At 63.4% G+C, this 26,729-nt stretch carries 23 protein-coding genes; 6 read left to right on the top strand and 17 right to left on the bottom strand.

Going from position 1 to position 26,729, the window contains the following annotated elements; genetic code table 11:
* The first annotated feature begins 193 nt into the window (after window positions 1-193).
* On the top strand, window positions 194-3,541 hold the full coding sequence (locus ILT44_RS31655) for a cadherin domain-containing protein (protein ID WP_305070715.1): 3,348 nt from the start codon (window positions 194-196) through the stop codon (window positions 3,539-3,541).
* 239 nt (window positions 3,542-3,780) lie between these two features.
* Here the strand turns inward: ILT44_RS31655 and ILT44_RS20090 are convergent, their stop codons facing one another.
* The 3 genes from ILT44_RS20090 to lptM form a co-directional block, all read right to left on the bottom strand.
* The gene (locus tag ILT44_RS20090; protein ID WP_204241396.1) at window positions 3,781-7,068 is read right to left on the bottom strand and encodes a calcium-binding protein; all 3,288 of its coding nucleotides are present in this window, start codon (window positions 7,066-7,068) and stop codon (window positions 3,781-3,783) included.
* 404 nt (window positions 7,069-7,472) lie between these two features.
* On the bottom strand, window positions 7,473-8,741 hold the full coding sequence (gene lysA / locus ILT44_RS20085; RefSeq protein WP_204241395.1) for a diaminopimelate decarboxylase: 1,269 nt from the start codon (window positions 8,739-8,741) through the stop codon (window positions 7,473-7,475).
* A 9-nt stretch (window positions 8,742-8,750) separates the two neighbouring features.
* Window positions 8,751-8,996, bottom strand: a complete 246-nt coding sequence (lptM, locus tag ILT44_RS20080; protein ID WP_204241394.1) for an LPS translocon maturation chaperone LptM — start codon at window positions 8,994-8,996, stop codon at window positions 8,751-8,753.
* A gap of 239 nt (window positions 8,997-9,235) precedes the next feature.
* Here lptM and ILT44_RS20075 point away from each other — a divergent pair, with 239 nt between their 5' ends.
* Together ILT44_RS20075 and tlpA are read left to right on the top strand one after the other, a co-directional pair.
* Window positions 9,236-10,873, top strand: a complete 1,638-nt coding sequence (locus ILT44_RS20075) for a calcium-binding protein (RefSeq protein ID WP_204241393.1) — start codon at window positions 9,236-9,238, stop codon at window positions 10,871-10,873.
* A 148-nt stretch (window positions 10,874-11,021) separates the two neighbouring features.
* Window positions 11,022-11,681, top strand: a complete 660-nt coding sequence (gene tlpA, locus ILT44_RS20070) for a thiol:disulfide interchange protein TlpA (RefSeq protein WP_204241432.1) — start codon at window positions 11,022-11,024, stop codon at window positions 11,679-11,681.
* An 18-nt stretch (window positions 11,682-11,699) separates the two neighbouring features.
* Here tlpA and ILT44_RS20065 read toward each other — a convergent pair whose 3' ends face one another.
* The 9 genes from ILT44_RS20065 to purC form a co-directional block, all read right to left on the bottom strand.
* On the bottom strand, window positions 11,700-12,437 hold the full coding sequence (locus ILT44_RS20065) for an adenylate/guanylate cyclase domain-containing protein (protein ID WP_204241392.1): 738 nt from the start codon (window positions 12,435-12,437) through the stop codon (window positions 11,700-11,702).
* Window positions 12,438-12,571: 134 nt separating this feature from the next.
* Window positions 12,572-12,886 (bottom strand): hypothetical protein, encoded by a 315-nt coding sequence (locus ILT44_RS20060; RefSeq protein ID WP_204241391.1) that lies wholly within the window; start codon window positions 12,884-12,886, stop codon window positions 12,572-12,574.
* A 192-nt stretch (window positions 12,887-13,078) separates the two neighbouring features.
* Entirely contained in the window at window positions 13,079-13,414 is a 336-nt protein-coding gene (grxD, locus tag ILT44_RS20055) for a Grx4 family monothiol glutaredoxin (RefSeq protein ID WP_204241390.1), read from the bottom strand.
* 44 nt (window positions 13,415-13,458) lie between these two features.
* Window positions 13,459-13,695 (bottom strand): BolA family protein, encoded by a 237-nt coding sequence (locus ILT44_RS20050; RefSeq protein WP_204241389.1) that lies wholly within the window; start codon window positions 13,693-13,695, stop codon window positions 13,459-13,461.
* Window positions 13,696-13,722: 27 nt separating this feature from the next.
* A complete protein-coding gene (gene purL / locus ILT44_RS20045) occupies window positions 13,723-15,933 on the bottom strand; it encodes a phosphoribosylformylglycinamidine synthase subunit PurL (protein WP_204241388.1) in 2,211 nt (736 codons plus the stop codon).
* Window positions 15,934-16,120: 187 nt separating this feature from the next.
* Window positions 16,121-16,819 (bottom strand): phosphoribosylformylglycinamidine synthase subunit PurQ, encoded by a 699-nt coding sequence (gene purQ, locus ILT44_RS20040; RefSeq protein ID WP_204241431.1) that lies wholly within the window; start codon window positions 16,817-16,819, stop codon window positions 16,121-16,123.
* A 100-nt stretch (window positions 16,820-16,919) separates the two neighbouring features.
* Window positions 16,920-17,159, bottom strand: coding sequence for a phosphoribosylformylglycinamidine synthase subunit PurS (purS, locus tag ILT44_RS20035; RefSeq protein ID WP_204241387.1), 240 nt, complete (start codon window positions 17,157-17,159; stop codon window positions 16,920-16,922).
* A gap of 67 nt (window positions 17,160-17,226) precedes the next feature.
* Complete coding sequence (locus ILT44_RS20030) at window positions 17,227-17,766, bottom strand: hypothetical protein (protein ID WP_204241386.1); 540 nt, start codon at window positions 17,764-17,766, stop codon at window positions 17,227-17,229.
* A gap of 1,047 nt (window positions 17,767-18,813) precedes the next feature.
* A complete protein-coding gene (gene purC, locus ILT44_RS20025; protein WP_239468396.1) occupies window positions 18,814-19,608 on the bottom strand; it encodes a phosphoribosylaminoimidazolesuccinocarboxamide synthase in 795 nt (264 codons plus the stop codon).
* Window positions 19,609-19,850: 242 nt separating this feature from the next.
* Between purC and ILT44_RS20020 the strand changes: the two genes are divergently transcribed.
* Both ILT44_RS20020 and ILT44_RS20015 read left to right on the top strand, forming a co-directional pair.
* Window positions 19,851-20,174: a DUF1476 domain-containing protein gene (locus ILT44_RS20020; protein ID WP_204241385.1), complete on the top strand. Its 324-nt coding sequence runs from the start codon at window positions 19,851-19,853 to the stop codon at window positions 20,172-20,174.
* Between the two features lie 61 nt (window positions 20,175-20,235).
* Entirely contained in the window at window positions 20,236-21,006 is a 771-nt protein-coding gene (locus ILT44_RS20015; RefSeq protein ID WP_204241384.1) for an HpcH/HpaI aldolase family protein, read from the top strand.
* Here the strand turns inward: ILT44_RS20015 and ILT44_RS20010 are convergent.
* Together ILT44_RS20010 and ILT44_RS20005 are read right to left on the bottom strand one after the other, a co-directional pair.
* On the bottom strand, window positions 21,003-21,686 hold the full coding sequence (locus ILT44_RS20010; RefSeq protein WP_204241383.1) for an alpha/beta hydrolase: 684 nt from the start codon (window positions 21,684-21,686) through the stop codon (window positions 21,003-21,005). The genes ILT44_RS20015 and ILT44_RS20010 overlap by 4 nt on opposite strands.
* 57 nt (window positions 21,687-21,743) lie before the next feature.
* Window positions 21,744-22,388, bottom strand: a complete 645-nt coding sequence (locus ILT44_RS20005; protein ID WP_204241382.1) for a DNA-3-methyladenine glycosylase family protein — start codon at window positions 22,386-22,388, stop codon at window positions 21,744-21,746.
* Window positions 22,389-22,420: 32 nt separating this feature from the next.
* Here ILT44_RS20005 and gluQRS point away from each other — a divergent pair, with 32 nt between their 5' ends.
* Window positions 22,421-23,293, top strand: coding sequence for a tRNA glutamyl-Q(34) synthetase GluQRS (gene gluQRS / locus ILT44_RS20000; protein ID WP_204241381.1), 873 nt, complete (start codon window positions 22,421-22,423; stop codon window positions 23,291-23,293).
* Between the two features lie 3 nt (window positions 23,294-23,296).
* Here gluQRS and ILT44_RS19995 read toward each other — a convergent pair whose 3' ends face one another.
* The 3 genes from ILT44_RS19995 to ILT44_RS19985 all read right to left on the bottom strand — a co-directional run.
* On the bottom strand, window positions 23,297-24,214 hold the full coding sequence (locus ILT44_RS19995; protein ID WP_204241380.1) for an AEC family transporter: 918 nt from the start codon (window positions 24,212-24,214) through the stop codon (window positions 23,297-23,299).
* A 6-nt stretch (window positions 24,215-24,220) separates the two neighbouring features.
* Complete coding sequence (locus ILT44_RS19990; protein ID WP_204241379.1) at window positions 24,221-26,254, bottom strand: M23 family metallopeptidase; 2,034 nt, start codon at window positions 26,252-26,254, stop codon at window positions 24,221-24,223.
* 230 nt (window positions 26,255-26,484) lie between these two features.
* A partial coding sequence (locus ILT44_RS19985) for a hypothetical protein (RefSeq protein ID WP_204241378.1) occupies window positions 26,485-26,729 on the bottom strand: 245 nt, incomplete at its 5' end.

Raw genomic sequence — 26,729 nt, 5'->3', positions numbered from 1 at the left:
TCGAAAGAGGCCCTCGGTTCGAATGTGCATGATCTTCTCGACAGAGAGGTCATGCTGCAATGCAATCTTTCCTAAAGGTTGTTGAAACAGTATAATAATTTAATCATAATTATGCCCTCTAGCCTTCTTTCATCGACAGAGACTGAACCTTTGCGGTGGAGGCCTGGGCATTTATTGCTTGAGGGGCATCGAAATGGCCTTTTCAGTCGTCCGGCTGGGCAGCGAAACGCGTGTTAATACCTTTACCACCGACTACCAGGGCAAACCCTCGACCGCACTTCTTGAGGACGGTCGCTGGGTCGTTGCATGGGATGGCTCTGGACCTGACCAACGGGGCGTCTACCATCAGGCTTATAATCCCGACGGTACGCCGCTCTTCAAGCAGGCAGGCGATCCTTCCGAGCAGCGGGTCAATGTCGCTTCCGGCATCCAGAATTTCGACAGCGACGCATCGGTTGCAGCCTTCGGGGATGGTTGGATCGTCACTTGGCAGAGGCGCACGAACAGCTTTGACAATGATATTTTCATGCAGCGGTTCGACGCCGCCGGCCGGCCTGTCTTCCTGAACAACAATCAGCCGGTCGACGTCCCGGTCAACAGCTCTACCGGCGGGAATCAATGGGGCTCGAAGATAACGGTTCTGCCCGATGGCTGGCTGGTGACATGGGTCGATGCCGCGCGGGGCGGGATCTATCAGCAGCGCTACGATGCCAATGGTCAGGCGCAATATCTGGACAACGGAAATCCCGTCGAGCGCCGCATCAACACCATGTCCAACCTGGACATCAAGGGTCACGATGCTGTTGCCGTCAATGGGGGGGCCATCGTCGTCTGGACACATAAGGCCAGCACCACGACGCCAGGGCAGGTTTATCTTCAGACGTTGAACGAAGCCGGCGATTCGGTTCTCACGGTCGATCTTCAGATTGCTGTTGGAAGCACCCAATACTGGGTGCCGAGGATCAAGGCCCTGCCCGATGGCAACGGCTTCATGCTGGTCTGGACCGGCACCGATGACAAAGGGGACGGGGTTTACGTCCAGAAATTCGATCTCCAGGGCAACACGTTGTTCCAGCCTATGCGCGTCAACTCGGCGACGGCCGGCCGGCAGCACGATGCCGACATTGAGTGTCTTGAGAACGGCAACTTCGTTGTCACCTTCTCGACTGATTACGGTTCTTTCCACTCGACCGACAACGACGTCTTCCAGCGCCTGTTCAACAGCGACGGCGAACCCCTTGGGCCGCAGATCCCCATTGCAAAGGGAATCGGGAGCTATTGGGACCGGGAGACGAATGTCTCGTATCTGGGAGGAAACAGATGGGTTGTCGCCTGGTCGACCATGTATGGCGGGAATGACGATTCCAGCGGCGTCGCGCAGCGCACCTTCACCCTGGCCGATACAGCAGTGCTGACAAGCGCGGACGAGATAGCCTATGGCTCCGAGGTGGCAGAAACTCTTGAGGTCCGCCTCGGCGGTCTCTCCAGCAACGACAAGGTCGACGGAGGAGGGGGTATCGACAGGCTCCTCATGATCGAGGCCGGGCTCCTCGATCTCTTCGCCCCGCTGGAATTCAGCGGCATCGAGAGCATCCAGGGAACCAGCGGCGCCGACACGATCATCACCGATGCGGCTCGCCTCAAAGACATCATGACCATCCACGGCGGCGATGGTGATGACGAACTACAGTTTTTCGACGGCGGGGCATACGATTTGAGCGGCAAGAGCCTCACCGGGATCGAGCGTATCACTCTCAAAGACTTCGCAACGACAGTCACGACAGATGATGCGGCTACAGGTCTGCTGATCCATGGCGATGGGGTCGATGACAAGGTGGTTCTCTCCGGAGGTAGCTTCACGAAGGCCGACCGATACCGGCTGTTCAAGCAGGGAATAGAGACCGTGCAGGATGATGGCGGAACCTACTTGAAGACACTGGGCGAGATCCTGAACCTGAACGGAGATCAATCCTTCGCTCAGGCAGGCTCGACCGTCCGGCTCGATGACGAGATGGACTCTGTCGTACCCACGGCTCCACCGTCATACCTCCGCCTGACCGTCGCCATCACCAATTTCGTCCCCGGCCATGATCGGTTGATCGTCAGCAACGCCAACGGCGTCAGTGTCGAGAATGGAGGAATCTCGGTTGACGGAGTCGGCGTGGGCTGGTTCATGGATGACGTCACCCATGAGAACGTGCTGGACATCAGTCTTCTCCCGACCGCAACCCCCGAGCGGGTGCAGAAGCTTCTGCGGGCCTTGTCCTATATGAACATCGCAACGGGAGCGACGGTCTCAGGCCAACGCATTGTCAATATCACGCTCGAGGATGTGGGAGGCTCCATCACCAGCGCGACGGTCAACGTGAATGTGCTCGGTCAAGGAGAGAACATCCCGCCCACCGTGTCCTTCAGGAGCCCCGGCCCCGTTCCCGGTACGGATACCGGATTGGTGTCACCGCTGGCCGACATCCGCATCGAGGATGGCAACAGCCAGGACGACGTCACCGTCACCGTCTCCTTCTCTCCGGAAAACGGGAGGCTCGTTCTAGGCAGTGAGAATTTTGGAAATTATGATCCCGCCACCGGCAAGTATACGGTGACGGGCGATCCCGACGACGTTACTGATGATCTGCGTGCGCTTCAGTTCGATCCTCGCGACCGCAGCGATCCCGTCGGCCATATCGAGTCGACGGAATTCACGATCCACGTCACCGATGGCAGAGCGCAAAATACTGGATCGATCACAGTCAATGCGGCAACGGCAAACCGCGCACCCGGAAAGCCGATCCTCTCGAATGCCAGCATCAAAGAGCTGGCCGCAGACGGAGCCTCCATCGGAACGGTGAGCGGCTCAGATCCGAATCAGGGCGATGCCGTCACATACTCTCTTGTGGGCGCCGAGAATGCTCCCGTCCGGCTCGAGACGCGCAACGGAGTCGTCCATCTTGTCGTGACGAACGGCATCAAGCTCGATTACGAGCAGCACCAGGACTACGTCTTCACGCTGCGTGCCACGGATTCGCAGGGCCTGTCGAATGACACGGTCGTGGTGCTCAAGGTCGATGATGTGAGCCCTGAGAGCACCGCTGGCGCGTCCACGAACGACGTGATCAAGGGCGGTGCCGGCAAGGATAGCCTCGGCGGCGGCTTGGGCAACGACATCCTCTGGGGCGGTCTCGGCAACGATGTGCTCATCGGCGGCAAAGGTAAGGACATCTTCGTGTTCGACACCAAGCCGAACAAGAAGACCAACGTCGACAAGATTGGCGACTTCTCAGCTAAGGACGATTCGATCTGGCTCGACAACAAGATCTTCACGAAGATCGGCAAGGGCACGGAGCTGAAGCCCGGCAAGCTGGCGAAAGATATGTTCTGGACCGGCAAGGCGGCGCATGACGCCTTGGACCGGGTGATCTACGACAAGGCTTCGGGTGTGCTCTATTACGACATGGACGGCACCGGCCGGGCAGCACAGGTAAAGATCGCCATCCTCAAGAAGGGGCTCTCACTGACGCAAAAGGATTTCTTTGTGATCTGAGACGGAGGATGAGCAACGAGAGCGCTCCATCGAACGGAAGGACTGGCTGTCCTCCCGGCGTGTCATGCTTGGCTCCTGATGTCCCGTTCGGATGGAGAGCATGCCAGAACCTGGGGCGGCGGGTGGACAAACCCCGTCAAACCTTGGATCGTCGCTGCCCTTGCCTGAGAATCGCGCCTTTGGGGATGGCGCGCCTCCTCTTCTCCGATATCTTGGATGCCCCCCGCGGCGAACCTTCTTTAGATGACGTAGAAATCCGCCGCCGTCATCGCGAGCTGCTTCTTCAGCACCGCAATCTCGACCTGAGCTTTGCGGCCGGTGCCATCCTCGTCGTAGAAGAGCTTTCCGGTTGCCTTGTCGTAGATGATGTGGTCGTCGCGATCATGCGCCGACTTGCCGGCATGGAAGAAGCCAGCCTTCATCTTCCCCGGGTTCTCCGGTGTGCCTTTGCCGACAGTCTTGAACACCGCGTTCTCAAGCCAGATCGAATCGTCCTTGACCGAGAAGTCCTTGATCGTGTCGACGTTCTTGGTTTTGTTCGGCTTGGTGTCGAAGACGAAGACGTCGCGACCACCGTCGCCGCGCAGGGTGTCCTTGCCCAGCCGGCCAGCGAGGATGTCCGCTCCGGCTCCGCCGGAGATCACGTCCGCCGCACTGCCGCCGACGATGTGGTCGTTGCGGCTGCTGCCGGAGGTGCGCTCCGGATTCACGTCGCCGACCGTGATCGTCACCACCCGGTCGTTGAACAGGCCGCCTGAATCGGTAGCGCGGATGGTGAATGTGTGGGACCTCGCCTGCTCGTAATCGAGCCCGATGCCGTTCTCGACAACGAGCTTGTTGTCGCGAATGGCGAACAGGCCCTGCGGCGCGCCGACGAGTGAGAAGACGAGCGCGTCGCCACCATTGGGATCGCTGCCCAAGAGAGTGCCCACCACCGTGCCATCCTTTTCCAATTCGTTGACACTCGTGCCGGTGAGCACCGGTGCGGCGGGGGCGCGGTTGGCGCTGCGGGTATCGACCGCTAGGGTCTCGGTGTCGGTCGCTGTCCCATCGTCGACCACCACCGTGAAGGTGGTCCGCTCGACCGTGCCGATCGTATCGTTGCGGTCGCGTGCGTCGAATTGCAGGGCGCTGAGCGCTTCGGTGGCCCCTGCGGCGGTGCCGTGATAGGTGAAGACGCCGGTCGCAGCGTCGTACTGGCCACCCTTGCCGGCGATCAGCACGCCCTTGGCCCTGTCGTCGAGAGTCACCGTCACCGTGATCGTCTGACCAATATCGACGTCGCGCACCAATGCGCCGGCGAAGAGCGACATCTGAGCGGTATCGACGCCGGATAGAGGGCCGGCCGGAAGCTGCAGGACGGGAGGCACGTTGACCGACTTGACATCGACCGTGACGTTCGCCGTGGTCGCGTCGCCACCGTCATTGGTGAGCGTGATCGCGATGTCCCGCGCCCGCTGCACGGCTGAGTCGCTGCTGGTATTGACATAGGTCAGCACCCGCAGGAGCGCCTGCACCTGCGCCGCCGTGGCGGCATCGTTGAAAGTGACCGTCAATCCTTGAGCATCGCCGTCGGCCGTGATCGTGCCGATCGCGGTCCCGTTCACGGACACCACGCTGTTGATCGCGACGCCGTTCGACAGGGCCACCGGCGAGTCGTTGGTATCGATGCCGAGCCTATCCTCGTCGGCATTGCGATTGGTGATCACCACCGTCAGGGTATTGAAGCGCCCGACGGAATCGCTCAGCATGGCGTTGCCGTCCCGGTCGAGGCGAACGGATTGGCCGGCGAAGCCGGTCACCTGATCGCCGTTCAGGTTTCCAATGTCGGGCGCACCGGATCGATACGTGATTCCGCCGGCGATGATCGTGTCGATGCCCTGGCGGAAGAGCTGCAGACGCTGCTCGAAGTCGAAGGTACCTACGGTCAGTTCGAGCGTATTGCCGTCCTGGGCCGCATGGACGAGAAGTGCCATGTCGATCTCGTCGACAAGAACCTTACCATTGAAATCCGTGAGGACGATGCGTTCGATGTCTTCGATGGTCTTGGCTGTCAGGTCATAGGGGCTCAGGGCATCGAAAAGCTCGAGCCTGTCCTCGCCGTCGCCCCCGTCGATGAAGGTGAAATCGGCGAGGCGGCCGGCATCGGTCACGATGGTATCGTCATCGGCAGTTCCGATCAGACGCTCGATGCCGGAGATGCTGCGCGCGCTGAACAGATCGATCGTTTCCGAATCGACGTTGGCGCGATTCACCATTTGCAGCGTATCAATGCCGCCGTTGCCGACTACGACATCGCGGAACAATCCGCCATGCTCGACCTGCACTGTTTCATCGCCATCCGTGCCGATGGTGATTTCGTAAGTGGTAGTGAGGATATTGCCGCCCGTGGGGGTGAATGAACGTTGCGCAATGCCAGCAGAATTGCTCGTGTCTTGCCATTCATTCTGCCAGGTTACGACCCAGCCACCCTGAGCTAGAGCGGAAACCTCGGAATGATAGTTTGAAAAGCTGCCGAGCCATGCCGGAACCACAAGGTCGGGGCCGGTCGTCCTGCCTTCGGAATCGTAGTGCCTCTGGAAAACATCGAAGCCGGAATTCCAGGTGACCACCCAACCGCCGTCGGAAAGCCCTGTGACGCTCGGCTCCTCTTGCACCCCAGTCGTCGTCTTGGAAACCAGCTCGTTCTCGCCGACGGCCATTCCGCTGCTGCTGTAGCGTTGCTGGTAGACATCATAGCCATTCGCTTCGGTCTTGCTGTGCCATGTGACGACGAAGCCGCCGTCGGAGAGCGCCGCGACCCTGGGGCGGTTTTGCTCCAGCGGGTCAGCAGGTCCGACACGAATGTTGTCGCCGACCTTGTTGCCGTTCGCATCGAAAAGCTGGATGAAAACGTCCGCTGCCGGGTCGTTGCGGACGGCACTGCTCCAGGCGACGACCCAGCCGCCGGTTGGGCCCTTGAGCGCCGTTACGGATGAGTAATCTTCCTGCGTCGCTGTCACGGTGTTGACCGTCACGGCAGCGCCAAGCTCGGTGCCGTTACTGCCGAACCTCTGTTGCATGATGTCCTTCGTCGTACCGGTCGAACTCGACCAGGTGACGAGCCAGCCGCCATCCGGGAGGCCGGTGAGGCCAAGCGCATCGTAGCCGGGAAAAACGGGACGAGAGCCGGAGACGGATATCTCGGAACCGACGGGATTGCCGTTCCTGTCGTATTGCTGCAGATGCACCCTGTAATCGGCAATGCTCTGCCATGCGACGACCCAGCCGCCGTCCGAAAGCGCGGCGGTCACGGGCGGGTACTGATCCGAGGCTGTCGCGGTATTGACCTGGATCTCGCCGCCTTGCTTCACGCCTTGCGCATTGAAGCGCTGCATGTAGACGCCGGTTCCATTCGCATCGGAGGCGCGCCACGCGACGATCCAGCCGTTGTCATTCAAGGTGGTGACGCTTGGGCGGGTCTGGTCTCCTTCGACGGTGGTATTGACCTGGATCTCCGCACCTGCCCGGTAAACTGTGAATGCCATGGCGCTGCCCCTTTTGAAACAGGGCGTCAAGGCCCCAGGGTCCGGGGCCCTTTGCAGACCTGCCCGGACGTCAGATCCTCCAAGTTATCAGAAAGATATATCATAACAAGGAATAAATGAACATATCGTCCATTCCAATCCGAGATCTTCGGGTCTCGCTACGCTCGCCCATGGATGGCGCGCGTTACGGCATCCTCAAGGTGGCATACGATGCCTAGGGTGCGCTCTACGAAGATGCGGACGGCATCGGCTGTGCGATATAGGTGAAGGTCGCGACCCTCAAGAAGGGTCTTGCACTGACGGAGAAGGATTTCTTCGCGATCCAAGTCAGCGTTTCTTCGTATAGAAAAACCCCGGTGGGTCACCGCCGGGGTTTTTCTCTTTGATGGAACGGATGGATCGGCTCAGCCCAGCCAGCCGGGAACCCGATCCAAGCCGATGAGGTCCTCATAGGTCGGGCGGGGGCGAACCACGGCGTGGTCGTCGCCGCGCACAAGCACCTCGGGCACCAGCAGGCGCGTGTTGTAGGTGTTGGCCTGAACGGCCCCGTAAGCCCCGGCGGTCATGATGGCGATGAGGTCGCCGGCCTTCACGGCGGGCATGTCGCGGGACAGCGCGAGATAGTCGCCGGTTTCGCAGACGGGACCGACCACGTCGGCAACGATGCGCGGCGTGTCGGGCGAAGCCTCCCGCACCGGCTTGATGTCGTGGTGAGCCTCGTAGAGCGTCGGGCGGATGAGGTCGTTCATGGCCGCGTCGACGATCACGAAAGGCTTGTCGGCGCCCTGCTTCACGTAAATCACCCGGGCGATCAGCACGCCCGCATTACCGGCTATCATGCGGCCCATCTCGAACACGAGTTTGAGGCCGAGATCCTTGGTGTGGCTCTTGATGATGGCGGCGTAGGCCTGCGGGTCGGGCGGGGGCTCGTTGTCCTCGCGGTAGGGCACGCCGAGACCGCCGCCGAGATCGATGTGATGCAGCCTGTGCCCGTCGGCCATGAGGTCGCGGGCGAGCTCGGCCAGGAGCGCGGTGGCATTGTCGAAGGGCTGAAGATCCGTGATCTGGCTGCCGATATGCATGTCGACGCCGGTCACCTCGATCCCCTTCAGCGCCGCCGCCCGCGCATAGACCTCGCGGGCGCGGGCGATGGGGATGCCGAACTTGTTCTCGGACTTGCCGGTCGAGATCTTGGCATGGGTCTTGGCGTCCACATCCGGGTTGATGCGGACCGAGACCGGTGCCCGCACGCCCTTGGACAATGCGACCTCGGAGAGCGCCTCGAGCTCGGGCTCCGATTCCACGTTGAAGCACAGGATGCCGCTGTCCAGCGCGAAGGCCATCTCGGACCTCGTCTTGCCGACCCCGGAGAACACGATCCGCTCCCCCGGAACGCCAGCGCTATGCGCCCGGCGCAGCTCGCCCTCGGAGACGATATCCATGCCGGCACCCAGGCGGCCCAGGGTCCTGAGCACGGCCTGGTTGGAATTCGCCTTCATGGCGTAGCAGACGAGGGCGTCCGTATCGGCGAAGGCCTCGGCGAAAACCCGGTAATGCCGCTCCAGCGTGGCGGAGGAGTAGCAATAGAACGGGGTTCCGACCTCGTCCGCGAGGCGGCGCAGATCGACGCCCTCCGCGTGGAGGACGCCTTCACGATAGGCAAAGTGATGCATCGAAATGGCCTAAAGCAGCGGATCGAGAATGAAGGGCTTGTTCGGGATCGTGTAGCCCTGGCGCGGCGCGGAGCGGGGCGTGCCGACAGGAGAGGGCAGGGTGGACGCGCCAACCGTGCTCTCCTGCTGCGCCTGGGCCTGCGCCGAGGCGCTCGGCGGCGGCTCGAGCGCGCCACGGCGGCCACAGGCGGAGAGACTCAAGGCAAGAAGACCCGCCACCAGAACTATGCGGGGAAAAGACAGGCTGGACGACATCGAGAGGCTCCGAAACGTGGCCGCACCATAGCGGGAAGCGGTTTCAGATGCGAGAGGCAAAGCTCATGTGCACAGATTAGGTATCGCTCGCCTTTGAAATAAAATTTCAAATTATCGACGATTATATGAACGATGGAACATCTCAGAATAAGTGACGTTACGTTAGATCTTGAAAGAAATAATACATCATTTAGGGCACCTTTCAGGAGGCTCACATTGGGGGCCTAGGAGGAACCAACATGCCAGTTCGTTATGACGAATTTCGTCTCGTAATTCTGGAAGATGGTGAGACAACCTTCACCCTTGCAGAAGCCGATGGTGCGTTCAATGTTCTCGGGAATGATGACGCCAATACGATTACAGGCAATGCATTCGACAACATCCTGAATGGCGGCGGTGGAGCCGATGCCCTGAATGGCGGCGCTGGCAATGACACCTACGTTGTCGATGATGTCGGCGATGTCGTCACCGAGCTGGAAAACGGTGGCATTGACACGGTTCGCTCCAGCGTGACTTTTTCCCTGACGGGAACGGCTGCGTTCGCCGAGAATCTCACCTTGATTGGCATTGCTGCCATTAACGGAACCGGCAACGCCCTTGCCAACACCCTGACGGGGAATGCGGGCGCCAATGTCCTCGACGGTGCAGGCGGCGACGATTTCCTGCTCGGCGGTGCCGATGACGACAATCTATTGGGCGGTGAAGGCAACGACCTGCTCGACGGAGGCACCGGCAACGACGAGATGACGGGCGGCGCTGGTAACGATACCTACGTGGTGGACAGCATCGATGATGAGATTACAGAACTCGCCGGCGGAGGTGTCGACACTGTCAATGCTTCGATCACGTACTCTCTCGCGGCGCAAGCCAACCTTGAGAACGTCGTCCTGACCGGCACCGCAGCAATCAATGCAACCGGTAATGCGGGCAGCAACAGCCTGACCGGCAACGCTGGCATCAACGAGCTTGTCGGCGGCGCGGGCAATGACACGCTTGACGGCGGCGTCGGCGCGGATCGCCTGAATGGAGGCGCCAACGACGATACTTATGTCATCGACAACATTGGTGACGTGATCACCGACAGCGACGGCATCGACACGGTCGTGTCCTTCCTGTCGGACTACACCCTCGCAACCGGACTCGAGAACATGCGGGCCGGCGGTGCGGGAACCGTCAATCTCACGGGCAATGCTGTGGCCAACGTGCTGACGGGCAACAGCGGCGCCAACGTCCTCAACGGCGGTGCTGGGGCCGACAGCATGACGGGCGGCCTCGGCAATGACACCTACATTGTCGACAGCGCGTTCGATGTCGTCACGGAAGCCATTGGCGGTGGCGTTGACACGGTTCGCGTCACCTCCAACTTCTCGCTTGCCGCCAATGCCGAGGTCGAGTTCCTGCTCGCAGGCACCAACTCGGCTCTTCGGCTCGGCGGCTCCGAGTTCGCCAATACGATCGTTGGCGGCAATGGTCGCGACGTGCTTCTCGGGTTTGGCGGCAACGATGTACTCGATGGCGGGCGCGGGCGCGACGACCTGCGTGGTGGCTTGGGCAAGGACTTCTTCAAGATCGATGATCGTCCGACGCGCACCACTGTCGATCGCATTCTCGACTTCAGCGTTCGGGACGACACCGTCATGCTCGACAATGCCATTTTCCGGAAACTCGGGAGAGGCACCGAAGACAGTCCGGGAAAGCTGAGCACCGCGTTTTTCCGCATTGGAGACCGGGCGCTCGACTCGAACGATTATCTCATCTTCAACCGCGCCACGGATGACCTGTTCTACGATGCCGACGGCTCCGGCCAAGGCGCTGCGATCAAGATCGCCGACTTCAACAACGTCAATCTGACAGCGAAGGATTTTCTCATCATCTAATCTGGATGATGGGAGCGAGGTCCTGGCGGTCTTACCGCCAGGACTTTTTTATGGGATGTACGACGCTTACTGCATCGTGAAGCCTAGGAGCGAGCTCAAGCAGGTCTCGGGGCTTGAGGTTCATCGTGAAAGGCGTCACATCCATGCTATGTCGACGACACAACAATCTCCGTCAGCCCGCAGCCGCCTCTGGCTGGCGGGCCTTGCCACCCTCGCTATTGTTGGTGCCGGCGTCGCTTGGTATGGCCTTGTACCCCGCGGCCTCGTAGCCTCCGGCCCGGCCGAGTGCCGGGCTTCACAGGCAACGACTGACCGCCTGAAGCCGCTGGCCAAGGGCGAGGTGGCCGCCGTCGGCGTGAGCAACGCTCCCAAGCCGCCTCCAGTGATCGCCTTCACAGGCCCCGAGGGCCAGGCAATGGGCCTTGCCGACTTCAAGGGCAAGACCATCCTGGTCAATCTCTGGGCGACCTGGTGCGTGCCGTGCCGGGAGGAGATGCCGGCGCTGGACAAGTTGCAGGCAGATCTGGGCGGGCCCGACTTCCAGGTGGTCGCCATCAACGTGGACACCCGCAACCGCGAGAAGCCGAAGGCCTGGCTCAAGGAGAATGGCATCACGAATCTCGCCTACCATGCCGATCCGGAGGGCAAGCTGCTGCAGGTCCTGCAGAAATCGGGCCATGTGGTCGGCCTGCCCACCACCTTCGTGGTCGACGCGGCAGGCTGCGAGATCGCGCTGCTCAAAGGGCCGGCCGAGTGGGCTTCGACCGATGCGCTGGCGTTCATGAAAGCGGCCTTGAACCGTCCTTGAGCGGCGGGAGGGCCGGGCTCAGGCGGCGTAGAGCTGCACCGGAGCCTCGAAGCCCTTCAGCTGGTACTCCCGCCCTTCTCCCCTGACCAGGTCGCGCCCGGCCCGTTCGTAAACATTCCGGGTGACCAGGATCTCGCCCGTTCCGGCCGCGGCCTGCGCGCGGGCGGCGGTGTTCACCACCGGTCCGATGGCGGTCAGGTCACGATGCGCCCGGCCGAACTCCCCGAAGCTGGCGGTCCCTGAGTCGATGCCGATCCCGACTCCGAGTTCACGCCCTTCAAGGCCCCTGTTCTCAGCCAGGAGGGTCTTGCGACGAGCCTCGCAGCGGCGCTGGATCTCGCGGGCCGCCCGCACGGCCTGCTCGGCATGATTGGGCTGCCGGATCGGGAAGTTGAAGATGGCCATGACGGAATCGCCGATGGTCTTGTTGAGAAGGCCGTCGTAGTCCCAGATGGCCTGCGCACATTCGTCGTAGAAGGCATCGAGCAGGGACGAGACCGCGTCGGGCGGGAGCGACTGCGACAGGGCCGTATAGCCCCTGAGGTCGGCAAACAGGATGGAGACGTCGACCGGGATCTTGCGGGCCTTCATGATGCGCGTGAACATGAGCTCGCAGACCGTGCAGGTGTTCGGGTTCATCCGGCTCGGGCGGATGCCGAAGGCGCGAAACGGCACGGAGGCCGGGCCGCGCAGGGGCACGGGAATCCGCAATTGCTGCCAGCAGCCCTTGCAGATTCGGGATTGGGCGGGCGACATTCACAGGTCCCCTTCCAGGTCGTATGGCGTGCGGATCGGCAGGCAGCAGACCTGAATCGCGGCTCGACGCTGCGTGCGGATCAACCTGGACAGCCTACACCCAGGTCGGCCAAGCACCAACAGAGCAGCCAGGGTTAGGTTGGAACGGCCTCGCCGTCGGGGACGCCGATGGTTCCGGAGAAGGCTGGCTTCGACAGGCGCCAGGGCCGGTCCATGGCTCCCTTCGCCTCGCCGCGCTGGAGCCGGCGCGGTGCCCCATCGGCCATGATCTCCTCGATTACCAGGAACCCTAGGGCCTGCAGCATTACGGCCGCCGCCTTGGTGGCCCGGTCGTCGGCCTGCAGGGACAGGGAGCCGGCGGCGTAGACCCGCTCCATGAGGCTCTTAGGGTGATGAACGACTGCCGCGCGCGGCTTGAAGGCGACGACGTTCGTCTCCGGTTCCAGCATGAAAGGCCCCCAAGTTTCGGCCGCCGGCTTGTGTTTTGTTATCGGCGGCTTCGATCAGTCCGAAGCGGCATTGTGCCGGAAACGGGGCCGTTTGAGGAATGCGACATAAGACGCCCCCTGCGCCGGAGGGGAATACGAAAAGAAAAGGCGGGGCACCGGCCCCGCCTTGATCGATTCCAGCAAGCGGCGCGATCAGGCGCTCTGCTGGACCTGGATGCCCTTGTCGGCGAAGAGCTGCTGCAGCTCGCCGGCCTGGAACATCTCGCGGGTGATGTCGCAGCCGCCGACGAACTCGCCCTTCACATAGAGCTGCGGAATGGTCGGCCAGTTGGAATAGTCCTTGATGCCCTGGCGCACGCCCTCATCCTCGAGCACGTTGACGCCCTTGTACGGCACGCCGAGGTAGTTGAGGATCTGGACCACCTGGCCCGAGAACCCGCACATGGGGAATTGCGGCGTGCCCTTCATGAAGAGCACGACGTCGTTGGACTTCACTTCGGTGTCGATCACCTGATGGGCGTCGGTCATGGAATGCTCCTTGGTCCCGGCGGTCAAGGCGCCGGGTTTACGTCTCAATTGTCGGGTGCCAGCGTCGTCAATGCAAGGGCGTGCAGCACGCCGCCCATGCGGCCTTGCAGCGCCGCATAGACCATCTGGTGCTGCTGAACCCGGGATTTGCCCTTGAAGGCCGAGGACGTGACGGTGGCGGCGTAGTGGTCGCCGTCCCCCGCCAGATCCTTGATCTCCACGACCGCATCCGGCAGGGCGGCCCTGATCATGCTCTCGATTTCACGCGCATCCATTGGCATGGATCAAACTCCTTGAAGACCTGCCGGTCACGATTTGCCGGTCATGTAGGCTGGCAGCCAGGATTCGTGAGCCGCCTTCAGCTGCTTCACCGATATGGCCCGTTGCCCTGGCAGAATCAACGCATCGCCCCCGGTCAGCCCGAGCGTGACGGCCGGGATGCCGATGGCTCCGGCCTCGTAGAGGATGTCGGCAGCCACGTCCTCGTCGACGGCGATCAGGTAGCGGGCCTGGTCCTCGCCGAAGAGGAAGGCATGGAGGGGCAGGCCTTCGGGCATGGCCGTGATCTCGGCGCCGACGTCGCCCGCCATGGCCATTTCGGCCAATCCAAGCGCAATGCCGCCGTCCGAGAGGTCATGGACCGTCGTCACCTGTCCGGAGCGGATGAGCTGGCGCACGAACTCGCCGTTGCGCTTTTCCTGCACCAGATCGACCGGCGGCGGAGCGCCGTCCTCACGGCCGCAGACATCGCGCAGATAGAGGGACTGGCCGAGCCAGCCTGCGGTGGCGCCGATGAGGATGATCGCCTCGCCCTCGTTCTTGAAGGCGATGGAGGCGTTGACCGTCACGTCGTCGATCAGGCCGACGCCGCCGATGGCGGGCGTCGGCAGGATGCCCTGGCCGTTGGTCTCGTTGTAGAGGGAGACGTTGCCCGACACGACGGGGAAGTCGAGCGCCTTGCAGGCTTCGCCGATGCCTTTCAGGCAGCCCACGAACTGGCCCATGGATTCGGGCCGCTCGGGGCTGGCGAAGTTCAGGTTGTCGGTAATCGCCAGCGGCAGGCCGCCGACCGCCGTGATGTTGCGCCAGGCCTCCGCCACCGCCTGCTTGCCGCCCTCGAACGGGTCGGCCTCGCAATAGCGCGGCGTCACGTCGGTGGTGAGCGCCAGGCCCTTCGGCCCGTCCTCGACGCGCACGATGGCCGCGTCGCCGCCGGGCGTCTGGACCGTGTTGCCGAGGATCAGGTGATCGTACTGCTCCCAGACCCAGCGCTTGGAGCATTGGTCCGGCGAGCCGACGAGCTTCAGGAGCGCCTCGGCCTCGGACATCGGCGCCTTCACGCTTTCGGCTGAGATGACGGGCTGCCTGGGACTTTCCACCCATGGCCGGTCATAGACCGGGGCCTCGTCGCCCAGTTCCTTGATCGGCAGGTCGGCCTTCACCTCGCCCTCGTGCTTGATGACGAAGCGCAGGGTGTCGGTGGTCTTGCCGATCACCGCGAAGTCGAGGCCCCATTTGTGGAAGATGGCTTCCGCTTGCTTCTCCATGCCGGGCTTCAGCACCATGAGCATGCGCTCCTGGCTCTCGGACAGCATCATCTCATAAGCCGTCATGCCCTCCTCGCGGCAGGGCACCTTGTCGAGGTCGAGCTCGATGCCGAGGTTGCCCTTGGCGCCCATCTCGACCGCGGAGCTGGTCAGCCCCGCCGCGCCCATGTCCTGGATCGCGATGACGGCGCCGGACTTCATCAGTTCGAGGCAGGCCTCCAGCAGGAGCTTCTCGGCGAAGGGGTCGCCCACCTGCACGGTCGGGCGCTTCTCCTCGGACGCATCGTCGAACTCCGCCGAGGCCATGGTGGCGCCGTGGATGCCGTCGCGGCCGGTCTTGGAGCCGAGATAGACGATCGGGTTTCCGACGCCGGTGGCCTTGGCGTACCAGATCTCGTCCGTGCGGGCGAGGCCCACCGCCATGGCGTTGACCAGGATGTTGCCGTTGTAGCGTTTGTCGAAGCCCACAGAGCCGCCGACGGTGGGCACGCCGAAGGAATTGCCGTAGCCGCCGATGCCCGCCACCACGCCTGAGACGAGATGGGCGGTCTTGGGATGATCCGGCTCGCCGAAGCGCAGGAAGTTCAGCGCCGCGATGGGCCGCGCGCCCATGGTGAATACGTCGCGCAGGATGCCGCCGACGCCCGTCGCCGCGCCCTGATAGGGCTCGATGAAGGATGGATGGTTGTGGCTCTCCATCTTGAAGATGCAGGCGAGCCCGTCGCCGATGTCGATCACGCCCGCATTCTCGCCCGGGCCCTGGATGACCCAGGGGGCGCTGGTGGGCAGGCCGCGCAGGTGAATCTTGGAGGACTTGTACGAGCAGTGCTCGTTCCACATGGCCGAGACGATGCCGAGCTCGGTGATGGTCGGCTCGCGGCCGATCAGCTTCACGAAGCGCTCGTATTCATCGGCTTTGAGCCCGTGCTCCTTGACCAGCTCCGGGGTGATGGCGACGTCGTTGCGGATCATCGGTGTCTTGCCTTCTTTACCCTCTCCTGTTTGGGAGAGGGTCGCTCGCGTCAAGCGAGCGGGGTGAGGGTTGTGAGCGGAAACGATGAAAATCACCGGGACCGCCTTGAGGAGGGATCAGGATCTTCGCGCCTTATCAGGCAGCGTCATGCCCTCACCCCTGCCCCTCTCCCACCCGGGAGAGGGGTCAAGCTGCGCGCGCAAAACTCGACACGAGGCTTTCGAACAGACCGCGTCCGTCGGTGCCGCCCACGAGGTCCTCGATCAGGTTTTCCGGATGGGGCATCATGCCGAGCACGTTGAGCTTGTCCGAATAGATGCCCGCGATGGAGTTCATGGAGCCGTTGCGGTTGGCATCCTGCGTGATGTGGCCCTGCGCATCGGAATAGCGGAAGGCGACCAGCCCTTCGCCTTCGAGCCGCTTCAGGGTCTCCTCGTCCGCCGTGTAGTTGCCCTCGCCGTGGGCGACGCAGACATCGATGGCCTGGCCCTTGGCATAAGCCTTGGTGAAGGCGGTGTCGTTGCGCTCGACCCGCAGGAACTGCCGGTGGCAGATGAATTTGAGGTTGGCATTGCGCATCAGGATGCCGGGAAGAAGCCCCGACTCGCACAGGATCTGGAAGCCGTTGCAGATGCCGAGCACCAAGCCGCCGCGGGCTGCGTGCGCCCGCACCGCGTCCATCACGGTGGCGCGGCCGGCAATCGCCCCGCAGCGCAGGTAGTCGCCATAGGAGAAGCCGCCGGGAAGGACCACGAGGTCGGTGCCCTTCGGCAGCTCGGTCTCGGCATGCCAGACCTTCTCAGCTTGAGAGCCGGCCGATTTCAGCGCCCGCAGCACATCGCCTTCGCGATTGGAGCCGGGGAAGACGATGACGGCAGATTTCATCATTTCATCCTTCTATCGTCATGGCCGGGCTTGTCCTGGCCATCCACGCCTTAAGGCGCGGCAAAAACGTGGATGCCCGGATCAAGTCCGGGCATGACGGTCAGGTCAATTCGACGCGATAATTCTCGATGACGGTGTTCGCTAGCAGCTTCTCGCAGGCGGCCTTGAGGGCAGCCTCGGCCTGGGCCTTGTCAGCAGTCCCGAGCTCGATGTCGAAGACCTTGCCCTGGCGCACGCCGGCAATCCCCTCGACGCCGAGAGACTTGAGGGCGCCTTCGATGGCCTTGCCTTGGGGGTCGAGAACGCCGTTCTTGAGGGTCACGGTGACACGCGCTTTCATGGAGGCCTCGGGCTGTTTTGAAATGTGCCCCACGCCATAAAGGCATTAGGCGGAAGAGACAACGCCTTCAGGAGCCCAATTCACGGGCAGCAACCTGCTTGGCTGTTTCACGCACAGCATCCTGCGTTTCGCCGATCACGAGCACCACCGACAGGGTCTCGCCCTCCCGCTTTCCGAAAGCAGCGCCGTAGGCCGGGGGCTTGCCGCCGTCGGCAGGGGCAAGATCGATGGCGAAACCCGGAAACGGGCTGCCTGTCAGGCGCTCGACGGCGATCCGGGTCTTCACCGGCTTCTCGCGGCCTGCCGGCGAGCGGAGCCCTCGGGCAAGACGCTCCGGATCCTTGAGGAGGGCCTCCGTCACATCCGCATCCTTGCCCGTCATCCGGACCACGCTGACGGCAAGGCCGGGGCTGCATTCGGGTGGGGTGCAGAAGGACAGAGCGATGGGTTCGGCCCGATCCTCCGCCAGCCATTTGCGCAGGGGCAAGGCGTCCCAGGGCGTGCCGGGCGGCACCCCGGCCACGGGCCGGGGGATGTAGCCGCAGCTGCTCAACGAGAGGGCAAGGATCAGGAGGAGAAGGCGGGAACACAACAGGCGGAGAGACATGGCTCTGTTATGCGCGAAACGGGTGGGGAGTGGAATGGTTTCGTGCCCTTATTCCTTCACCCAGACGCACGAAGTGCAGCTTACGCGGCGGCAAGGCACCCCAGGGATTGTTGGGCAAGTCTGTCTGAGGCGAGAGCGTTTCAGAACACAGAGGGTGTCATTCCCGGCGGCCGTAAGTTTGGGAAGGGGATCCGGGATCGCGTGCAGGATGAGGCGCGTGAACCCTCCCCCTGTGCGGGGGAGGGTGGCGAACGAAAGTGAGCCGGGAGAGGGGGCGTGATTGCACGAGCACTGCCCCTCTCCCGACCCTCGCTGACGCGAGGGCCACCCTCTCCCGCTAAAGGGGAGAGGGCAGGGTGTACGTTCTCATTTTGTTCTTGACAATCGTCCTAAGCTGGGCTATATCGTTGGGCATCCCCGCCCTCGAGGGGCGCGCTCGCGAGGCGTCGCAAGAGTGGGGCAGGGAGCGGTCCCGCCGCAGGTCTCGCACGCCTGTGATCGCGGGTGGCCGATCCTGGCTTGATCCAGGTCCGCTGAAACAAACCGCGCGTGACGAGCAGTTCGGCTCTTCCCTTTCACCACACACCATCGAGCCGGGCTGCCCGACGCGCCACCCTCGATCTCCCCGCAAGGCTCGCAGCTTAGGCTGCGGGCCCCAAGGCGCTGGCTCTTTGACACCCGACCATCAGCGTCATCCCGGACGGCGCAGCCGATCCGGGATCGCAAGACCAGGAAAGCGCTATCATCCCGGGGCTGCGCAGCAGAGCCCAGGATCCATAACCACGACCTTCGACCAGTCTGTCACCGTCGGCGGTTCTGGATCCCCGCCTGCGTGGGGATGACAGGGTCGAGGTTCAGGCTCTCTTTCCTGTACCCAATCGCGGATCGGCTCGGCCGTCCGGGATGACGCTCTCGAACGAGGAGCCCTCCTACTCCCTCACCATTCCCGGATGAGGTGGTTTGCGATCGGGAGGGAAGGGCCGTCAAGGCACAACAAAAAGCCCGGCACGAGGGCCGGGCTCAGGACGACAGCATGAAAGCGAAGCCCTACTGCACGAGGCGCGGGCCGCCGGTGACCGGGTTCTCGTTCTCGGACAGAATGCCGAGGCGGCGGGCCACCTCCGTATAGGCCTCGACCAGCCCGCCCATGTCGCGGCGGAACCGGTCCTTGTCGAGCTTGTCCTTGGACTTGATGTCCCATAGGCGGCAGGAATCCGGGGAGATCTCGTCGGCGACGACGATGCGCATCATCTCACCCTCCCAGAGACGGCCTGTCTCGAGCTTGAAGTCGACGAGGCGGATACCGACGCCGAGGAAAAGGCCGGACAGGAAGTCGTTGACACGGATGGCCAGCGCCATGATGTCGTCGAGCTCCTGAGGGGAGGCCCAGCCGAAGGCGGTGATGTGCTCCTCGGAGACGATCGGGTCGTTCAGGGCATCGTTTTTGTAATAGAATTCGATGATCGAGCGCGGAAGCTGGGTGCCCTCCTCGATCCCGAGGCGGGTGGCGAGGGAACCGGCCGCCACGTTTCGCACGACAACCTCGAGCGGAATGATCTCGACTTCGCGAATCAGCTGCTCGCGCATGTTCAGGCGGCGGATGAAGTGGGTCGGGATGCCGATATCGTTCAGATGCTGGAAGAGGTATTCCGAGATCCGGTTGTTCAGCACGCCCTTGCCGTCAATGACTTCATGCTTCTTGGCATTGAAGGCGGTCGCGTCATCCTTGAAGTGCTGAATGAGCGTACCGGGTTCCGGGCCCTCATAGAGGACCTTCGCCTTGCCCTCATAGATGCGACGGCGACGATTCATAGGCGTGTACCGTGGTTTGAGAAAATCCATGTGCCGTGGCTCCTGGGGATGGTCATTTTTTAGATCCGCGGCTGGCGAAGGCGCGGCTTTTTCCGCCGGCGCTCCGCTCCAGGGGCAACCTATCCGATCCCTCAGGCAAGTACAACGCGGGGAGAAGGGTGCATAATTGCAGCCGGGTAAAAGCACCAATCTTAAAGATGGGGAGCGTCTGGCATCGGCGCGAGTGCGCCCTTATATCGCATGAAGACCCGAGCTTTCAGGAGAATGATGAAATGACCGCTTTCGACGACCGGAGAAGCGCCTTCGAGAAGCAGTTCGCCCACGATGAGGATCTGCGCTTCAAGGCGACCGCTCGCCGCAACAAGCTGTTCGGGCTCTGGGTCGCCGAGCGGCTCGGAAAGTCCGGGGAGGATGCCGAGGCCTATGCCAAGAGCGTCGTCCTGGCCGATTTCGAAGAGGCAGGCGATGGGGACGTCCTGCGCAAGGTTCGCCAGGATCTCGAGAGCGCCGGGAAATCGACGGGCGATGCCGAGCTCCAGGCCAAGCTGACCGAGCTGACCGGGCGCGCGATCGAGGCGATCAAGGCGGGCCGTTAGCAGCCTGCCCTATCCGCTCCGTCCCACCTCGAGACCTTCAAGAACCAGCCGAAAGGGCGCCATGCTGACCCATCCATCGTTTCCCGAGCGCCTGAAAGGCGGCAAACCCCTTCTGACGGCCTGGTGCGGCCTGCCGGATCCGTCCGTGGCCGGGATCCTGGCCCGAGAGGATTTCGATGCGGTGGTGTTGGACACGCAGCACGGCTCCATCGATTTTGCCGCCTCCCTCCAGGCCGTTCCGCTGATCGCAGCGGCCGGAAAGCCGGCCCTGGTCCGCATTCCCGTGGGAGACTTCGCCTCCGCCTCGCGTTATCTCGATGCGGGCGCATCCGGCATCATCGCGCCCATGATCAACACCGTCGAGGATGCTCGCCGCCTCGCCGCCTTCACGAAGTTCCCGCCGGTGGGCGAGCGGAGTTGGGGCGCCTATGGGGCGCTGGCCCTCTCGGGGCTCGAGCCGGGCGAGTATCTCCGGACGGCCAACGACCTTGCCGTCTCCTTCGCCATGGTGGAGACGCGGGAGGCGCTTGCCATCATCGACGACATCCTGGCGGTGCCGGGGATCGACGGGGTCTTCATCGGCCCCTCCGACCTGTCGATCGCCCTCGCGGGCGGCAAGGGGCTCGACCCGACCAGCGCCGAGGTCGACAAGGCTCTGGATCACGCGCTCGCCCGGGTGAAGGCTGCCGGCAAGATCGCGGCCATCTATGCGGTCTCGGGCGCGCGGGCGGCAGAGCTCTCCGCCAGGGGCTTTCACATGGTGGCCATCGGCAGCGACATCTCCATGCTGCGCACCGGGGCGCATGCGGCCCTGGCAGCAGCCAGGGCTTAGGCTTTCTCGGGATAGGGGAGGCCGAAGGCCTGAGCCAGAAAGAGGCCGCCCTGCCGAAGGCCCTCCCCATCGATGCCGTGGCCCAGCCCCGCCGAGAGGTGCCACTGGCAGGGGATCTCCGCGGCACCCAGGGCCTCCTTCGAGAAGAAGAACATCTCGACCGGAACCACATCGTCCCGGTCGCCATGGATCAGCAGGATCGGCGGTGCCGTCTGCGTCATGGCCATCAGGCTCTCCGGCCCCTCGCCGTCCTCCAGCACCAGAAGCCCCGAATAGCCGACGATGGCAGCCGGAGGGATCGGCCGGCGCAGGCCCGCATGCAGCGCCATCATGGTGCCCTGGCTGAAGCCCACGAGAGCGAGCTTCGAGGGCGGCACTTCATGATGGGCCAGCTCCTGATCCAGGAAGGCATCGAGACCTGGCCCCGCATAGGTCACGCCGCGCCAGAATTCCCGCGGATCCGTCAGGGTGAGCGGAAACCACTCGCGGCCCATGGGCACGTTGCTGCAGGGATCGGGCGCATGCGGGGCGACGAAGGCGGCATCCGGCAGCCAGTCGCGCCATTGCTCCCCGATTTCGATCAGGTCGTTCCCATCCGCGCCGAGGCCGTGGAGAAGGACCACGAGCTGCTTCGCGACCCCGGATTTCGGCGCGAGGCGCGGACCGGCGATGGTGGCCATGGAGCGTATTCCAATCGTTGGAGTGCTGGTGAATTGCAGAGCGGAACGGCCTGTCCGTCAAGCAGGCGCTCCCTCGCGCGCCTTGAGCACCCGGTAATAGGCCCACAGCACCTTCGCGGCGACGCCCCGCCAGGGCCGCCAGCGCTCGGCCAACGCCGTGAGTGCCTTGGCATCCGGCCTTTGCTCCAGCCCATAGGCGAGGCGGGCCGCTTCCTGCACGGCCAAGTCCCCGCTCGGAAAAGCATCCGGATGCCCCAGGCAGAAGAGCAGGTAGATATCGGCAGTCCAGGGACCGATCCCTTTCACCCGTGTGAGGAGGTCATGAGCCTCGTCGGCTGGAAGGTCATGAAGCTGGTCGAGCGGAAGCCGGCCTTCGAGGATCTCCATGGCAGCATTGCGCAGGGTCCGAACCTTCCCGGCCGAGAGGCCGGCAGCCCGCAGATCCTCGTCGGGCAGCCGCAGAAAGGTCTCCGGGGTCGCAGGTTCGAGGATCGCCCGCAGGCGTCCCCAGATCGCCGCGGCGCTCGCGGTCGAGACCTGCTGGCCCACCACGATCCAGGCCAAGCCTTCGAATCCGGGCGGGCGCTTGCGCAGCTGCGGCGTCACGCCCTCGGCGGCAAGCCGCGCCATGACGGGGTCTGCGTTCTCCAGGGTGGCAAGGCCCCTCTTGAGAACCGCGTCCGTTTCGAGGAGGGTGACCATTCCTTCGCGTTCCTTCCGATCCCCAGGCTCCCGTGACGAAGCCCGTATTCCGATTCGCTCCCAGTCCCAACGGCCGGCTTCATCTGGGGCATGCCTATTCGGCCCTGCTCAACGCCGATTTCGCCCGGCGCTTTGACGGGCGCCTCCTTCTTCGCATCGAGGATATTGATACCACACGCTGCCGTCCCGCGTTCGAGGCGGCGATCTATGAGGACCTCGCCTGGCTTGGGCTTCGATGGGAAGAGCCCGTCCGGCGCCAATCGGAGCATTTTGACGAGTACCGTGCCGCCTTTCGGAGGCTGCAGGGCAGGGGAGCGGTCTATCCGTGCTTCTGCTCCCGCAAGGACATCGCCGCTGCGATTGCCTGCCGGGAGGCGGAGGGCGGTCAGCCCTGGCCGCGCGATCCGGACGGCGCCCCGCTCTATCCCGGCACCTGCCGGCTCCTACCGGCCGGCGAAGCCGAACGGCGCATCGCAGCCGGCGAGCCCCATGCCTGGCGGCTCACCATGGCAGAGCTCCAAACGCTGTGGCCGGGGCCCTACAGCTATGGCAGGTTCGACCGCGACGGCCTTGAGGAGAGGGTGGCCGCAGATCCCTGGCGCTGGGGCGATGCGGCCATCGTGCGCAAGGACACGCCGACGAGCTATCATCTCTCCGTCGTAGTGGACGATGCCCTCCAGGGCGTCACCCATGTGGTCCGCGGCCAGGATCTCGAAGCGGCCACCGATCTCCATGTTCTGCTGCAGACCCTGCTCGGGCTCCCGACGCCCCTCTACCATCACCACGGCCTCGTGCTCGATCCCGAGGGAGACAAGCTGGCCAAGAGCCGCCAGTCGCAATCCTTGGCGGAGCTGCGGGCTGCGGGCGCCGCGCCTCAAGATATCCGGCAGCGCCTGGGTTTTTAGGCTTCAGCCCACACCCAGCACGTAAAGCCAGACGAGGGTGCTGCCCAGGGCCAGAAAGGTCGAGAGCGTCACGGCGCTCGAGGCCAGGGCCACGCCTTCTCCATAGCGCTCGGCGAAGAGATAGGCGTTGATGCCGGAGGGGCAGGAGGCGAACAGCACGGCCACGCCGGCCCAGACCGGCGGCATCTGGAAGACGTAAGTCGCAAGCAGCAGCACCACCAGGGGATGCACCACGAGCTTGAGGAATGAGATCACCGTCGGCAGCTTCCAGCCCATCTGCAGGCCGTAGCGGCGCAGCGCGATGCCCATGGAGATCAGGGCGCAGGGCACGGCCGCACTCGCGAGCAGGTCCATCACCTGCCAGGCTGGCGCCGGCACATAGGAGGCAATCGGCCGGCAGGCCGATCCGGCCAGAATCCCGACCACAATGGGATGGGTCAGGAGGCGGCGCAGGATCATCAGGGGCGAGGCCTGACGCCCCTCGGCCAGGATCGTCGCCAGGGTCATAGTGACGGGCAGGTGGACCGCAATCAGCAGGAAAAGCGGAACGGCCCCCGCGTCGCCATAGGCCTTGAGGATCATCGGGATGCCGACGAAGACCGTATTCGCCTGGCCGGCCGAGAACCCGGCAACGACGCCGGATACACCTTTGATCCCGAAGAAATGCCGGCCGATGCTGGTGGCAAGCAGCCAGACCACGGCCACGCCGGCGAAATAGGAGATCCAGTAGCCCCAGGGCTGGACGGCCGGAATCTCGGCGCGGACAAGGGTGCGGAAGATCAGGCAGGGGAGTGAGAGGGTGAAGACGAATTCCGAGAGCCCTTCGCCGACCCGCTCGGAGACGAAACCCGTCTGGCGCGCGACATAGCCGATGGCGATCAGGCCGAAGACCGGCAGGACGATCGCGAACAGTTCCAGCATTGGGGCTTATCGCAGCTCGGCGCGCTGGGAGAGGCTGGCGGATGCCACGCTGTGGGACATCAACTCATCGACCTGCTCGCGCTGGCGCTTGAACTCCACCAGACCGCGGCCTTCGAGCTCGCGTCCGCGGGGAAGGCGGATCTTCAGCGGATCGACGAAGCTGCCGTTGATGATGACCTCGTAGTGAAGGTGCGGGCCCGTGGAGAGGCCGGAATTGCCGACATAGCCGATGACCTGGCCCTGCTGCACCCTTTTACCGGGGGCGATGCCCTTGGCGAAGCTCGACATATGGGAATAGGCGGTCACATAGCCGTTGGTGTGCTGCAGTTCGACCCGGCGGCCATAGCCTGAATCCCATTCGGACTTGATGATCGTGCCGTTGCCGGCGGCAATGATGGGGGTACCGACCTTGTTGGCCCAATCGACGCCGGTGTGAGGGCGCGAATAGCCCAGGATCGGATGGAAGCGCGAGCCGAAGCCCGACCGCAGAATGCCGTCGGCGATAGGCTTGCGGATCAGGAACTTCTTGAGGGAGCGGCCTGAGTCATCGAAGAAATCGATGGCGCCGTCCTCGCCTTGGTAGCGATAGACGCGGCGCTGCTCTCCACCGACCGTCAGGGAGGCGTAGAGAACTTCGGGCGCCCCGTTCTCGTCATCAGAGCCGAAGAAGACCTCGAAGGAATCGCCTTGCGAGACCCTGCGCTGGAAATCGACGTCGTAGCCGAAGATGCGGACCAGCTCATCCACGGTCTGTCGCGGGAGATCGTTCTTGAGCGCTGTCTCGTACAGGCTCTCGTAAAGGCGCACGCCGCCGCGTGCATCATCGTCTCCCTCTTCCTCGGATTCCTCCGCGACCTGCCGCGTCGAGGGATCCTCCGGAGGGGTGACCGACACGAAGACGCCGCGATCATTGGTGGCTGCGATGCCTTCGATGCCCCGTTCTCCGAATGCGATCACGCGCACGATCTGCCGAGGATCACCCAGGCGAGGCCCCGGGGCGATGAGAATCCGCAGCCGCTGTCCCTCGGTCATCCCCTCCACCTTGATCCGGACCGAGAGGGCGGAGGTGATCGCGACGATCTGCTCGGGCGTCCCCCCATAGCTCCGCAGGACCGTCTCGACGGTTTCTCCCTTCCGGAGAACGACGTCACGCTCCTCGATGAGAGGGGGCATGGCCTTCTTCTCGATCTTGGGGAGATCGGTCACATTCTCCGGCACGACCCGAACCTCGATCGTGCTGAAGGGAGCATCGACCACGCGGGCATAGCCGAGGGCATCCCCCAGGGTTTCAGGCTGCCGCAGCGTCCTGAACAGCATCTGCTGGGCAGGGATCGGCACGGAGGTCCGACGCCCGGCCTCGTTGAAGACCCGGCGCTCCTCCTCCAGGATCGCGAGCACGTCGTTGTCGGTCAGCGAGGGGGCGCTCGCTTCGATGGAGACCTGGCCGAGGTCGCGCCGGAGGACCGAGACATCGGCGTCGGTGACCTCGGGGGCCGGATCGACACGCTCCGCCGTCTCCTCCGCGAACAGGCGCAGGGGGTTGAAGGGCGGAATGTCGGATGCATAGGTGCCGGCGCTCAGGGACAGGTTCGTGGCCACGCGGACGAACTGGCGCACCTTGATCGCCTCGCGCTCGCCGTTGCGGATCGTCATCGGGGCCTTGAAGCTCTGGCGGGCGGAGACCGTGTTCTCCGTCATGTTCAGCCTGTTGGCCTTGCGGGCTATGTTCGTCGCCCGTTCCTCCTCTTTTCCTGAGGCGCTACGGCCGCCGACCGCCGCACGTTCAGGGGGGCGGGCCGATATGGCCGCTCCTTCGAGGGTGATGTAGATCGAGGCCCCGATCAGGGCCGCTCCCGTAACGCCGGTGAGGACGCTGGCACCCAGCCAACGCAGGTTCACCTCCCGCTTGTCGATCTCTGGGGCTGCGCTGCCGCTGCTGTTCAGAGGCGGCTCATGTCCGAGATCGATGCCGGATGACCGATGCGACATGCCCCTGCGGGCACCTTTGGCATGGCTGTCATCGGGAGGGAGGTGACTCATGATCTCTGTCGAGTGTCGATGCGGGTGGGTTGCTGTCACAGACACCAGAGGCCATCTAGCACAAGAGACAGCAACAGCACAGGCCAATAGATAAGCTTGCTTGGGCCGCCAACCCTTCGGGAAAAGGGGCGGCCGCGGCTTTGCTTCCTGCTTTACTGTGTCCGCAGTGAGGCAGGAGCTGAAAAACCTGTGCGGCGGGCCTCCCGACCGAGGGGTGAGCGATGGGGTGATCAACCCGTCAAAAAACTTTCAAAAGCCCGTTGACAGGCCAAAAGGGTTCGGCCTATATACCGGCCATCGACGCCGCTGCTGATGCAGACGGCGCCAAGAACTTCCTCAGAGACCGGGCTGTTGTGCCCGACTTCGGTCGGGAACAAGGTCTGTTCTGCGGAAGTCTCTTTTTCTGTCTCCTTGGTGGGGCAGGTGCTCTTTGACATTGTTGAGAGGAGAAGAGAAGCGTAGGCGGCGGTGTCCT

The sequence above is a fragment of the Microvirga arvi genome (assembly GCF_016892765.1).
Classification (GTDB): Bacteria; Pseudomonadota; Alphaproteobacteria; order Rhizobiales; family Beijerinckiaceae; genus Microvirga; species Microvirga arvi.
Note: the sequence above shows the minus strand (reverse complement) of the source record. Positions and strands in the feature narration are given on the sequence as shown.

Bases quoted from the DNA above. Each gene is read 5' to 3' on its own strand.
- ILT44_RS20075 (WP_204241393.1), top strand. From the start codon at position 9,236: ATGCCAGTTCGTTATGACGAATTTCGTCTCGTAATTCTGGAAGATGGT.
- tlpA (WP_204241432.1), top strand. From the start codon at position 11,022: ATGTCGACGACACAACAATCTCCGTCAGCCCGCAGCCGCCTCTGGCTG.
- ILT44_RS20065 (WP_204241392.1), bottom strand. From the start codon at position 12,437: ATGTCGCCCGCCCAATCCCGAATCTGCAAGGGCTGCTGGCAGCAATTG.
- purS (WP_204241387.1), bottom strand. From the start codon at position 17,159: ATGAAAGCGCGTGTCACCGTGACCCTCAAGAACGGCGTTCTCGACCCC.
- ILT44_RS20060 (WP_204241391.1), bottom strand. From the start codon at position 12,886: ATGCTGGAACCGGAGACGAACGTCGTCGCCTTCAAGCCGCGCGCGGCA.
- ILT44_RS31655 (WP_305070715.1), top strand. From the start codon at position 194: ATGGCCTTTTCAGTCGTCCGGCTGGGCAGCGAAACGCGTGTTAATACC.
- lptM (WP_204241394.1), bottom strand. From the start codon at position 8,996: ATGTCGTCCAGCCTGTCTTTTCCCCGCATAGTTCTGGTGGCGGGTCTT.
- ILT44_RS19995 (WP_204241380.1), bottom strand. From the start codon at position 24,214: ATGCTGGAACTGTTCGCGATCGTCCTGCCGGTCTTCGGCCTGATCGCC.
- ILT44_RS20010 (WP_204241383.1), bottom strand. From the start codon at position 21,686: ATGGCCACCATCGCCGGTCCGCGCCTCGCGCCGAAATCCGGGGTCGCG.
- purQ (WP_204241431.1), bottom strand. From the start codon at position 16,819: ATGAAATCTGCCGTCATCGTCTTCCCCGGCTCCAATCGCGAAGGCGAT.
- ILT44_RS20090 (WP_204241396.1), bottom strand. From the start codon at position 7,068: ATGGCATTCACAGTTTACCGGGCAGGTGCGGAGATCCAGGTCAATACC.
- purL (WP_204241388.1), bottom strand. From the start codon at position 15,933: ATGATCCGCAACGACGTCGCCATCACCCCGGAGCTGGTCAAGGAGCAC.
- ILT44_RS20050 (WP_204241389.1), bottom strand. From the start codon at position 13,695: ATGCCAATGGATGCGCGTGAAATCGAGAGCATGATCAGGGCCGCCCTG.
- purC (WP_239468396.1), bottom strand. From the start codon at position 19,608: ATGGATTTTCTCAAACCACGGTACACGCCTATGAATCGTCGCCGTCGC.
- lysA (WP_204241395.1), bottom strand. From the start codon at position 8,741: ATGCATCACTTTGCCTATCGTGAAGGCGTCCTCCACGCGGAGGGCGTC.
- ILT44_RS19990 (WP_204241379.1), bottom strand. From the start codon at position 26,254: ATGAGTCACCTCCCTCCCGATGACAGCCATGCCAAAGGTGCCCGCAGG.
- ILT44_RS20005 (WP_204241382.1), bottom strand. From the start codon at position 22,388: ATGGTCACCCTCCTCGAAACGGACGCGGTTCTCAAGAGGGGCCTTGCC.
- grxD (WP_204241390.1), bottom strand. From the start codon at position 13,414: ATGACCGACGCCCATCAGGTGATCGACACCGAAGTGAAGTCCAACGAC.
- ILT44_RS20015 (WP_204241384.1), top strand. From the start codon at position 20,236: ATGCTGACCCATCCATCGTTTCCCGAGCGCCTGAAAGGCGGCAAACCC.
- ILT44_RS20020 (WP_204241385.1), top strand. From the start codon at position 19,851: ATGACCGCTTTCGACGACCGGAGAAGCGCCTTCGAGAAGCAGTTCGCC.
- ILT44_RS20030 (WP_204241386.1), bottom strand. From the start codon at position 17,766: ATGTCTCTCCGCCTGTTGTGTTCCCGCCTTCTCCTCCTGATCCTTGCC.